This is a genomic window from Lichenihabitans sp. Uapishka_5 (genome assembly GCF_033947565.1).
GTDB lineage: Bacteria > Pseudomonadota > Alphaproteobacteria > Rhizobiales > Beijerinckiaceae > Lichenihabitans.
Map to the genome: position 1 here is coordinate 55653 of NZ_JARPVX010000005.1, position 11769 is coordinate 67421.

10 protein-coding genes are annotated in these 11769 nt (G+C 64.3%); 1 reads left to right on the plus strand and 9 read right to left on the minus strand.

The annotated features are described in order from the left end of the window. Positions 1–56: 56 nt before the first annotated feature. Complete coding sequence (locus P7D22_RS03620) at positions 57–815, plus strand: response regulator transcription factor (protein ID WP_319932849.1); 759 nt, start codon at positions 57–59, stop codon at positions 813–815. Between the two features lie 267 nt (positions 816–1082). Here the strand turns inward: P7D22_RS03620 and P7D22_RS03625 are convergent, their stop codons facing one another. The 9 genes from P7D22_RS03625 to P7D22_RS03665 form a co-directional block, all read right to left on the minus strand. After that, positions 1083–2435, minus strand: a complete 1353-nt coding sequence (locus tag P7D22_RS03625; protein WP_319932850.1) for a sensor domain-containing diguanylate cyclase — start codon at positions 2433–2435, stop codon at positions 1083–1085. Positions 2436–2440: 5 nt separating this feature from the next. Beyond that, positions 2441–2839: a hypothetical protein gene (locus tag P7D22_RS03630; RefSeq protein ID WP_319932851.1), complete on the minus strand. Its 399-nt coding sequence runs from the start codon at positions 2837–2839 to the stop codon at positions 2441–2443. Positions 2840–2873: 34 nt separating this feature from the next. Further along, on the minus strand, positions 2874–3821 hold the full coding sequence (locus P7D22_RS03635; RefSeq protein ID WP_319932852.1) for a BLUF domain-containing protein: 948 nt from the start codon (positions 3819–3821) through the stop codon (positions 2874–2876). Between the two features lie 3 nt (positions 3822–3824). Further along, positions 3825–5570 (minus strand): putative bifunctional diguanylate cyclase/phosphodiesterase, encoded by a 1746-nt coding sequence (locus tag P7D22_RS03640; RefSeq protein WP_319932853.1) that lies wholly within the window; start codon positions 5568–5570, stop codon positions 3825–3827. A 344-nt stretch (positions 5571–5914) separates the two neighbouring features. Further along, the gene (locus tag P7D22_RS03645; protein WP_319932854.1) at positions 5915–7111 is read right to left on the minus strand and encodes an AMP-binding protein; all 1197 of its coding nucleotides are present in this window, start codon (positions 7109–7111) and stop codon (positions 5915–5917) included. 74 nt (positions 7112–7185) lie between these two features. After that, positions 7186–8241, minus strand: coding sequence for an alkene reductase (locus P7D22_RS03650; RefSeq protein WP_319932855.1), 1056 nt, complete (start codon positions 8239–8241; stop codon positions 7186–7188). A gap of 173 nt (positions 8242–8414) precedes the next feature. After that, complete coding sequence (locus P7D22_RS03655; protein WP_319932856.1) at positions 8415–9173, minus strand: DNA polymerase III subunit epsilon; 759 nt, start codon at positions 9171–9173, stop codon at positions 8415–8417. Between the two features lie 126 nt (positions 9174–9299). Next, on the minus strand, positions 9300–10742 hold the full coding sequence (locus P7D22_RS03660; RefSeq protein ID WP_319932857.1) for a DEAD/DEAH box helicase family protein: 1443 nt from the start codon (positions 10740–10742) through the stop codon (positions 9300–9302). 4 nt (positions 10743–10746) lie between these two features. After that, complete coding sequence (locus P7D22_RS03665) at positions 10747–11694, minus strand: arginase family protein (protein ID WP_319932858.1); 948 nt, start codon at positions 11692–11694, stop codon at positions 10747–10749. Between the last annotated feature and the right edge of the window lie 75 nt (positions 11695–11769).

Here is an 11769-nt window from a genome sequence, read left to right on the forward strand (position 1 = left end):
GTTTTTAGGGACTGCCAATATTTAAGAGATAGTAAACCGATTGCACGGAGTAAATTATGAGTGCGTTTGCGATTGCTCCAGATCTAACATTTGGTGGTAATATTAGAGCCGGCGAGGGAACGCAAGTGTTGCTCGATATCGCTGAACGGCGCAGTCTTGGCGTTGCACTGATCGGTCCGTCATCGCTGTTTGGCGAAGTTCTCACTGCAGCCCTGGCCGCCGCGGAGCCCTGTGCCCGCTTTTCGTTTCATACGTCGATTGACGCGTGGCTCACGTGCCCTGCCTGGAGGCATGATCGTGTTTTACTTCTGTTCCTCGCCGATGACGAGTTGACGTCACCCGACAAGGGCAATCTGGCGCGGATCAGCAGAATAAAAAGCCTCGACCCCGCACCACGCTTCATCATTTGCGCAAGCCATGAGCATCATAGTCAAGTTCTTAGGGCTTTGGAGATCGGTGCTGAAGGATACGTCGTTCCAACATTGAGTCTTAAGGTGCTGGTACAGGTTATACACCTTGTCAACTCCGGCGGGATCTTCGTTCCAGCTTCAAGTCTGCAGCATCTCTCGGCGTCTGCTCAAACGCCGGTGGTTGCCACCCATGCTAGCGTCAACGGGCTTTCGCCGCGCCAAGTTCTTGTCGCGAAGGCCCTGCGGAAAGGCACGCCCAACAAGGTCATCGCCTATGAACTGAATATGTGCGAGAGCACGGTGAAGGTTCATGTTCGTCACATCATGAAAAAGCTTCACGCCAAGAACAGGACACAAATCGCCTTTCTGACCAATGCTATGTTCGCAGAAGGTGAATCGATGTGATCGGGAATGGGTGATACTGTGTATGACGGCGCTGGACAACTTCCTTCAACGAGATTGTAGTCTGGAGATTTCGCCAATTTGAGACCGTAATAAAGTTGTTAAATAGCAGCAGATTTAGCACCTTATTGAATCTTTCCAATTCATCACGGTACAACCTCCTTGCTTTGCTTTAAACCTGAGCGGCTAGAGTAACGTTAGTGCTAAGACAGGCTATTCATCGGCTCGCGCTTTCAATGAACACTGCCTGCCATAGCCGTGAAGTCGTAATCAGCTTCGATCCATCAACTGAACAGGCTGGAGATTAGGCTGGTTCGAAGTTGACAGCTTAGAAGAGACCCGATTGCGTCCCTCCCGTTTTGCCTTGTAAAGCTCCGCGTCTGCGTCGTTCAGGAGCGAATGCAGCGAGCGCATGGCGACGGTCAGTTGCGAGCACCCGAAGCTTGCTGTGACGTGGATCGCGCCGGAGGCCGTCGCGATGGCGGTGTCGGCGATTGCTTGCCGCATACGCTCTGCCATGTGGCAACTGGTTTCCAAGTCAACCATCATCAAGACGCCGAATTCCTCGCCGCCAAGGCGTGCAAATATTCCTTGTTTCTGCACCGTTGCTTGACAAATCGAGGCGATCGCCTTGAGCACCTCGTCGCCGACACCGTGACCATGGGTGTCGTTGATGGTTTTGAAGCGGTCGATGTCGAGCATGATGAGCGAGAGGGCGGTGTCGCGGCGTGTGGCCTGCTTGAGATCACGCTCGGCTGCCTCGTAGAAATAAGCCCGATTATAGGCGCCGGTGAGGAAATCGTTCTGCAGCATGTGCCGGAGCCGCGCCACGTCGAAGCGGCGTCCGGACATGGGCCGCAACACAAGCACATAGCCGGTGGAAGCGTCGGGTGGGAGCAGGGCATCGATGTCGCCGACGTGACGGACGACGACGAGGCGTTGGCACCATCGGCCATCCTTCCCCATCGTTTGATGCCAGCTTTCATCGAGATGCCAGCCGTCCCGTCGCGCCTGGTCGAGAATGCCGGCGATGCCGCCGCCCGACTCGCCCGCGCCTTCGGTCGGGAACGAATCCGGGAAGTTGCCGATCACGCCTTCACGGGGCAACCCCGTCTTCTCGAGATAGGCGTCGCTCACACCATCGACCCGGCCGGACGCGTCAAGCGAAAGCACGTCGAAGTCGTCGGCGCATTCGACGAGCGACGAGAACCAGACCTCCGCCTGCTTGAGCTGCAGCTCTTGCGCCACCTGCCGGGATACGTCGGTGAGGGTGGCGAGGTAGCGTGCATCGCTGAGTTTCAGCATCGTGCATTCGAACACGGTGGCGTCGCTCTGGCCCGGGCCGTGACCGCCATGGACGAAAATGCGCTTCTGCTCGCAGACCGTGCCGCGTCTGGGTGCGAAGGTTTGTGCCAGATTGCGGAGTTCCGGTCCGCAATGCTCGAACAGCGTGAAGACGTTCATGCACAGGGTGGCAGGCGCAACCGTCTGCATCATCTGCATGGCTTTGGGATTGATCAGGCCGATCTCGCCGTTCGGGTCGAAGTCGATGAGGCCGATCGGACACGAATAAAGGAACTGCATCAAGCTCGCGAGTTGCGCGTCAGCATCCTCGGTCATCATCGCCCTCAGCGTTCGATCAGCAGATAGCGGCGAGAGATCGACGCCGACTTGAGCAGTCGGAGACGGACCGGGGTCGGCCGCATGCGAAGCGTGAGCACATAGTTGATGATGTCGTCGATCTCCGCCTCGTCCTCGAAGCGCTGTGCCACCATGAAGTTATTCATGCATTGCGCCGTTTCGGCGAAGTACTCCCAGCCGATCACGATGGATTGCGGGATGCCGGCCAACTTCGATTCAGTGCTGTTATACACTTCGACCAACCCTGCCGCATCGAGGCCCACGACGCCGAACGGCAACGCGTCCATCTCGTCAGACCGCAGGGCGTCGAGGCGTTGGATGGAAATCGCGGCGAAGCCCGACGATGCTCCCTGTGCGGCGCCATCGAAACTCTTCTCGGACAGCATTCGATCTCTCCCTTGGTCTCGGATCGCCGCCGGCTCAGTTCGGCACGACGCTTAGGCGTACACCATCCATTGCGGCGGGCGGCCTTACCTCGTCGGCGTTGGTGGCTGGGTCACGGCACAATGTAGCGGCGAGGGTCCGGGTCCGCTCGGCCCAGATGTCGCGATGGGCGCGCAGGCGGTCCCGTTCCGCCTCGCAGGCGCCCAGACGCTTCTCGACGCCTTCCGATTGCTGCTGCGCAGATCGGAGGCTGTTGCGCGTTTCGGCCAGGCTCGTCCTGAGCTGCTTGCCGCGATCGGCCCAGATATCCCGGTGCCGACCGGCGTCCTCGAGCGCGCCCTGGGCTTGCGCCAGCGCGACACGCGCGTCGTCGAGGTCCCGGCGCAAGGCGGTGGTGCGCTCCCGTTCTTCATCCAACAGGCCCCGAAGCACCAACGCGTCTGTGTCGCGTGTCACGGGGTGCGGTGCCGCGAGGGTGGCCTTATCTGCACGATCAGGCTCAGCGTCGGCACGCTGGCCGCCATCCTCCCGCGCTCGTGACGGTAGAGGTGCCACTGGTCCGCTATCGGCGCGCACCATGGCCAGAAGCGTGGCGCAGAACCGGTCGCCCTCGGTCGGACTAAAGCTGCGCGCCGCTTCGGGTGAAAGCGTCTTCAGCAGCGTGATCCCACGCTCCGACCGCTCGACACTGGCCATGTCCCACCCGGCGAAGATGCGGCCCGACACCGTCTCGCATTGCAGGACGCTGATCGCTTCATGCCGCGTGTCGCAAAGAATGCGCTCGAATGTTTCCTCGACCGCTGAACGCGACCCTTCAAGAACTTGCACAAAGGCGCGGGCATTGACCACGAGCGCCCCCGTGATGCCGACACGCAGGTTGTTGCGGCGGGACGCGGCCAGAATGTCCCGCACCTCTTCGGCGAGCGCGTCCTGCTGCGCGGCGGCGCTCCGGCTCATGTAGATCAATCGATACACGTGGCTCATTCCTCATGCCTCGCCGTGTTCGGGTGCGACCGCACGCCCGTCCGCGCCTTCCGCCAACAGCACCGCCACTGCATGGGCCGGCATGGGGCGTCCGATCAGATAGCCCTGGATCATGGTGCAGCCGCCCGCCCGGATGCTTTGCATCTGTTCGGCCGTTTCGACCCCCTCCGCGACCGTGCTCATCCCGAGGCTCGAGCCGAGCTCCACGATGGCGCGAACGATCGCTTTCGACTTTTCATCGGCCGCATTGCCGGACACGAAGGAGCGATCGATCTTGATGCGGTCGAACGGAAAGGCGCGCAACACGCTCAGCGAGGCGTAGCCTGTGCCGAAATCATCGATCGCGATGCTGACGCCAAGCTTACGCAGGGCATCGAGCGTCGCGAAGCTCGACGCGCTTTCCCGCAACAACAAACCTTCGGTGATCTCGAGCTCGAGGCGACGGGGATCGAGGCAGGACGCCGCAAGCGCCGCCTGCACGGCATCGACCAGTCCCGGACTGTCGAATTGTGCGGGTGAAAGGTTGACCGCGACCCCGACGTTTCCCGGCCAGCCGGCGGCGTTCTGGCATGCCACCCGCAACACCCATGCGCCGATCGGCACGATGAGGCCGAGCTCCTCGGCGAGCGGGATGAATTCGTTTGGGCCGACCGTGCCGCGCGTCGGGTGGCGCCAGCGGATCAGCGCCTCGCAGCCCACGAGCCTGCCGCTGTCGAGATCCATCTGGGGCTGGTATTCGAGCTCGAACTGACCAAGCACAAGCGCCCGGCGAAGGTCGATCTCGAGCGTTCGTCGCGCTTGGTCCGACTGTTCCATGCCGGGCGAGAAGACAAGCAGCTTGCGGGCTGGATGCCGTTTCGCGGCGCTGAGCGCGAGTTCGGCCCGCTTGAGCAGCAGGACCGGGTCGCACCCTGGCTCGGTCGCGAGCGCAATACCAACGCTGGCCGAGATGCTGATGAGGTGACCGTCGAGCACGATCGGCCGCCCCACGAGGTCGACAATCCGCGCCGCGAGCCGCTCGGCATCGGCCGCCTCCGCCACGTTCCGCTGCAAGATCGCGAAACCGCTGCCATCGAGGCGCGAAACGGCATCGCCGCACCGCAGGGTGGTGCGCAAGCGTGCCGCCACGACGCGCATGATCGCGTCGCCGAGGGCACGGCCGAGGGTGTCGTTGACGGCCCGGAACCGCTCGATCGTCAGGGACAGGACAGCATGCCCGGCCGCGCCTGAGGCCTGCTCCAAGGCAAGCAGGAAGGTCGCGCGATCGGGAAGGCCGGTCGTGGGATCGCGCCTGACGGCGTCGTCGCGACGGATGCAGCTGTCCGGGCGTCCGGCGATCTGGAAGGCCCAGCCGATCCCCGGGAAGATCCGCACCCGGCAGATCACGTCATCGACAGCACCCGGGATCCCGATCGCGACGGATCCACCATGTCGCAGCAGCGCGATGCAGCGCGCGGCGGAAAGGCTCCGGTCGCGGCGCCAGTCTGGCCCGAAGCCCGCCAACAGGTGCCACAGGCTTGAACCCACGACGGAACGCTCCGCGGGAAGATCGAGCAACCGCCGGGCCCGCTCCGAACAAAGAACGACCATGGCGTCTTGGTCGATCAGCATCACCCCCTCATCGAGGTCGTCGCAGAATGCCGCGATGAGCCGGGATGCGCCGCTGGCACCGTGCAGCCGGTTGAAATCCGACCAGGCAGAGGCCGGTCGGATTCCAAGATCCGTGCTGCGGTGCTCGAACGTCGGCAAGGAGGTTTCCGAGATCAAGCCATTCAGCCCCGATAGGCTCACCAACGCCGCTTCCGAGGATTCGGAAAAAGGCGCTTGAGGGTTCCGTTTCGGCACGGCGAAGACAGTGATTTGCCTCGGTAGCGCCTTGGCCCTGCAAGGATGCCGACCACATTGCTCAAGACGTCTTAACGCAGCTGGCCCATCGCTGCGTCATTTCTACACGAGGTTGAGGCCCCAAGACTCGAAAACAACGGTTCCAGCAAGCAACATCGCCTCGACCGGCCTGTATCGAGGCTACCGCTTGCGTCGAGGCGCAGGATACGTCGGATCGTGATCGGGCCACGGCTCGTGACCCGATCGTCTTACCAGTCGAAGGTCTTGGCGGGTTGCGCCTCGAGTGCGCTCAAGGTGAAGACCGTGGGGCGTTCCGCTGTTGCAAGATGGAGCGCCGCCCAGGCCTCGAGCTTCGTGAGCGTCGCGCTCGCGTCGCAGTCAGGTCCGATACCGATCAGCGCCTTGAGCCGGTCGCCTTCTGCCGGACGCATGAGCCGGACAACGGCCCATCGCACCCCGGGGCGCTCGCACAAGCGCCCAGCCACGGCGCTCGGCGACACATTGATACCGCCGACCTGCACCATTCCGTCGCGGCGTCCGCCGAGGGAGAACCCACGGTCGCCGATGCGCGTCACGCGGTCCATCAGCTTATGATGCGACCCGTCCCGGTGGACGAGGCAAGCGGCCTCGGCGTCCTGGGGCTCCAGGAACTGCCAATGCGGCATCAGATCGTAGGACGCACCCGGTGCGGCCCGCCAGGCGATCCCAGCCGTTTCGGACGACCCGTAGACCTCCGTCATGCGGGCCAGGCCACGCTCGGCCAAGCGATCCAACGTTTCGGCCGGACATGGTGCGGTGGACACGACACCTTCGACCTGCTCCGGCCAATCCGGAAGGCTGCACGCCAGATAGGCCCATCGCTCGGGAAAGGACACAAGGAGGTCACCCGGTTGAAGGGTCGCCCGCAGGGCCGCGATGTTGAAGCGTTCCGCCTCGATGCAGGGAACGTCGAGGGCGTCCGGCATCAGGGCGGTGAACAGGAACCCGTAGATGTGGTGCGCCGGTGCGAGCGCCACGATGCGGCGGCGATCGCGGAACCTGTTGGCCAGTGCCTCGACCTCGACGGCGAGAAAGGCTTGCATGTGGGTGCAGCGCTTGGCGGGGCCCGTCGAACCCGACGTCGAGAACGTCACCTCGGCGTCGCCCGACCCCCAGGAGCGCTGGATGACGTCAAGCCAGGCACCGAAGGTCGGGGCCGACAAGAGGTCCTGCTCGACGCCCGCCTTGTGCAGGTGGAACATTTCGTTCGCGGCCGCGCACAAGCGCAGAAGATCAAGGGAATCGCAGCCCCAGGCTTCCGGACTGGACAGCAGCATGTCGTTTACCGCGGCAGTCTGGACCTTGGCTGCCGCCGCTTTGCCGCGCAGCATACGCCACTCGGCTTCCAACAAGCTGCGCAAAACCCGCGCAAGCGCATCGCGCGTCAGGAACGGCTGGGCAAGCATGACCAAAGCCCTACCATTCCGTACCAACCCCTTCAATCCGAACGAGGAAGGCTACCTGCGACGCACCCCGCCGCCTATCCGGCCAGCGCCGGATAGTCGGTGTAGCCTTCCGCTCCCCGGGCATACATCGTTGAGCGGTCGAGTTCGTTGTAGGGACCGTCGGTCTGCAATCGTGCCGGAAGGTCGGGGTTGGCGATGAAGCGGACGCCGAACGCAATGGCGTCGGCCGCCCCCGAGTCGAGATCCTGCTGCGATTGCTCTAGCGTGAAGCGCTCGTTGGTGATGAAGACGCCGCCGAACTGCTTTTTCAGCGAAGGCGCCAACCGGTCGGCCTCGACATGCTCGCGAGCGAACAGGAAGGCCAGTCCGCGCTTCCCGCACTCCCGCGCCACATAGAAGAAGGTTGAGGCCGCATCGCTGTCACCCATGTCGTGGGCGTCACCGCGGGGCGCGAGATGCAGGCCGACCCGGTCTGCCCCCCAGACGTCGATGGCGGCGTCGATCGTTTCCAGCATCAATCGAGCCCGGTTCTCGATCGAGCCGCCATAAGCGTCCTGCCGCTTGTTGGTCTTGTCCTGCAGGAACTGGTCGAGCAGGTAGCCGTTCGCGCCATGCAGTTCGACGCCGTCGAACCCCGCCTTCTTGGCGTTGGCGGCGCCGACCCGGTAGGCTTCGACGATGCCGGGGATCTCGCCGATGTCGAGGGCCCGCGGCGTGGGATAGGGTCGCTCGGGCCGCAACAAACTGACGTGGCCGGCGGCCGCAATGGCGCTCGGCGCGACAGGTGGCATGCCACCGAGCAACGACGGATCCGAGATGCGACCGACGTGCCAGAGCTGCATCACCATACGGCCACCGGCCGTGTGAACGGCATCGGTGATGACCCGCCAGCCGGCGACCTGTTCATCCGACCAGATGCCCGGGGTGTTGGCATAGCCGACGCCCATCGGGGTCACCGACGTCGCTTCCGTCACGATCAAACCCGCCGATGCGCGCTGAACGTAATAGTCCACCATCAACGGCGTCGGAACACGCTCATCCGTGGCCCGAGCACGCGTGAGCGGCGCCATGATGATGCGGTTGGGCAGCATCAGCGCGCCGACCTTGAGAGGATCGAAAAGACCAGGCATCCGGAATGACCTCATGGCAGCCGCTTCGGCTGAAAGTTCGACGTTTGTCGAACATCCATGGACGTGGGGCGACGGTTTGGCAATGCCGACCGGCCCGATGAACGCTCATCCACGACCGCGACGTCCGGCGAGAGCGTGGCTCCGGTGCTGACAAAGGCTCTCGCAGCAGCGGCTCAGATCAACATCGCCTGTTGTGGGTCGCCTTCGTGCTCGACCAGCAGGCTTTCACCACGCCGGCGAAGCTCGCACTGGGCGCTGAACCGGACGTCGACATCCCGCCCGTTCGCGAAACCCTGAAGGGTGTCGCGGTCGAGCGCGGTCCAGGGACGCCCCCGCGCCGGTCCTGCCGGCACGCGGGGCAGCAGGCCAGGGTCCTGACTCCAGGCGAGGAGCTGCGGCACGGAGGCCTCGTTCAGCATGTCGCGCAGGTGATGGGCGGTCACATAGGCGTCCGGGCCGGCGCGGTGGGCCGGCAATCCGTCCTCATGCACCAGACCTTCGGGCTGGCGAAGATAACGCAGCATCTGGTTCGAGAACCGCGGCAGGTCCGGCCACAGGCGCAGGGCGCATTTCCAGGTGCAGATCCAATCGGCTCCGCCCGTGAGACCCGGGCGGCAATAGCGTTGCTCGAAGGCAGCCCGATGGGCCGCCAGGGCCGCGACGCCGCCATCCGGCCGAAGCACCGTCGGGGCTATCGTCTTCCAGAAGGGGGCACCCGCCACCTGCGCGTCGAGGATGTGGTGGATCGCGATCGTGTCGGGCGACATGGGGCGGCCCGGATTGACCAAAGCGGCGCCACGCTCGTCATCGACCCTCCACACACCGTCGCGGCCCTGGCAGACATCCTGCCAGCCGATCTCGCACACATCCTCGGGACCGTTGCCACCGGTTTCGAGATCGATGACGCGAATGCGCGCTGGCCCTGTTCCCATGGACGGAACAATAGCGTTCCGGCGCCGGCCACCAAGCGTCGAGGCGGGTGACGTGTCGACGCGCTGTCCCGTGCGCCTGATGATCCGTGCCCGACCATGCGTGCTTCTAGGGCTGGTCTGGCGGCCTTACGCTTCGTAGTCGAGGAAGCCCGTCAACGCGTCCAGCAGCGCGGCGTCGTCGCCGGCCAGACCGTGCATCGCGGCCATCCTGGCGATCACGGTAGCGGTCACCTCCTCTTCAACGGTGTCTTCCCCGAAGGCGTAGTAGATGATGGCCATCTCGCCATCCCTGTGGCAACGACCTTCGATCTGCTGCAGCTGGATCGCGCTGTATCGCATGTCATGCACGATGAGCGACCGCGGGCGGTGACCTCCCGGCAGCTCGTTGCTGTGCAAAGAAATCGATTCCGTCACCGTAAAGGTCACGACATCGAGTTGGCCGGTCTGAAAAGCGATGCGGGTCGCCTCGTTCGCTTCCGCCGAGGCGCGCCCGTCGATCTGGCCGACCCGCCAACCTCGGCCGCCAAGGGTGTCGGTCAGGGCCGTGCCGGTTTCGAGAAAGGCCACCGACAAGGCGACCTGTTGACCGGCCTCGAGCAGATCCTCGGCGAAAGCAACGGTTCCGGCGACGCGCAGCAGGCTCGCCTTCTGCCGGAAGCGAAGGTCGGCCGCCCAGCCGGCCGGGCGGCGCGTGCTGCCGCCCAACAGCCCCAGTTCTCGACGGAAGTCGCGCCATGTCGCGTCATACAGGCGACGTTCGGCGGGCGTCAGCATCGTGGGGGCGAGTTCCCGCTGGACAGCGGGCCAGCCCGCGATGTCGCCGGGATGCCGGCGAATGCCGATCGCGTTCGGACCCTTGTAGAGCAGGTCTGCGATGATCCGCCGATCCCGCTCGTTGGGCTCCCAGGTCCAGTTCATCCACCGGCCCTTGGCACGGCCGATGCCAAGCCCCTTCATCAGCTGGCGAAAGTCCGCCAAGGTTTCGGTCGGCTGACCCGCCGCATGTCCCAGCAAGCGGCCGAGATAGCCGAGTTCGTGGGGCGATTGTCCCGCGGTGGCGCTGAGATACAGCACGAAGGTCGCGGCATCCGCCATCTGCCGGCAGGCCATCGTTTGCTGGGCGTAAGGGTTGCGAAGGCGGTGGCTTTCGTCGAAGAGGACGATCGGCCAGACCTGTTTGGGCCGGCCCTGCCGGGCAAGCTCGTTGTTCTTGGCCCGTGGCGAGCGCCTGGTGCTGGCGGGCGGCGGCGCCAGCAGTGCCTTGGTCCGTTCATAGTTGATGAGCGTGACGCGTTTCGGAGCGAGGCCGCTTTGGGCGATGGTTCGGCGCCATTGCGGCATGGCACCCTTCGGGCACACGATGAGCACGTCGTCTTCCGGCATCGCCGCGATGGCGGCCCAGGCCGACAAGGTCTTGCCGAGGCCGGTCAGGTCTCCCAGCAGGAACCCAGGCCGCCCTGCCAGGCGCGCCGCTGCGATCGCGTCGCGCGCGATGCGCTGGTGCGGGCGTGGGACAAGGACGTCCGGAGCGGCGCTGAGACACTCCTGGTGCGGAACGGACGCTTGCATTGCGCTATGGGTGGCGACCGGGTTGGCGCGCCAGATGACCGAGAACGTGGCAGACAAGCCGACCGACGACGGTCGCGGTCATGTCATTGATATCGCCGGCCGGATTAAATTCGACAATGGAAAAGCCGGCCAGGCGTCTGTTCTGAAGCGTGGCGGCCAGCAGCGCCGTCACCTCGTCAAAGGTCAAGCCGCCGGGCGACAGCGCGTTGACCCCCGGGCAGAAGCTCGGATCGAGCGCGTCGCAATCGATGTGAATCAGGATCTCACCGTCGCGCGGGATAGACTTGGCGATCTCCGCCATGCCTTGGCTCCTCGCCTGCCTGACGGTCACGAGATGCGAGCCCCACGCCCGTGCCGCCTCAACCTCTTCGCGACGCGCGCTGCCGGCCGCACGAAGGCCCACCTGGGTCATGGAGCGCACGAAGGGCAGTTCCGCAGCGCGGCGCATCGTGCTCGAATAGCCGAGCGCCTCGTCACCGATGCTGTCCCGCCAGTCGAGATGGGCGTCGATCTGCAGAATGTGGAGCGCCTTCACGTCATCGAAGGCGCGCATGAACGGGATCGCCACCGAATCGTCTCCCCCGATCAGCACCGAGGTTGCGCCGCAGCCCCGGACATGACGCGTCGCAGCCTCGATCACGCGACGGTTGTCTGCGTTTGCGCCGTGGAATGTTTGGAGATTGCCTAGGTCGTAGACGTTCAGGGCACCACCATCCAACAGCGGACCATCGAAGTCGAAGTCCCAGTGATCGACCTGGATCGAAGCGGCCGTGATGGCCCGCCTCACGGCATCCGGGCCCTGTCGGCCGTCACCCTCGTGCTCGCGATCGCCATAAGCCGTCCCGTGCGCCGCTCCCACGATGGAGACCGACCCTGCAATGGCTTTGTCGGACGAAGGCAGTCCCAGGAAGGTCTGTGCGACGGGGTTGGCTGCGAGGAAGGTGGGATCCATGCTTTTGCGATCGAAGTGGATTGGGGTGCAGGCGGTACACAACCCGCACAAGTACAGCAAATGGACGGGCTGCCT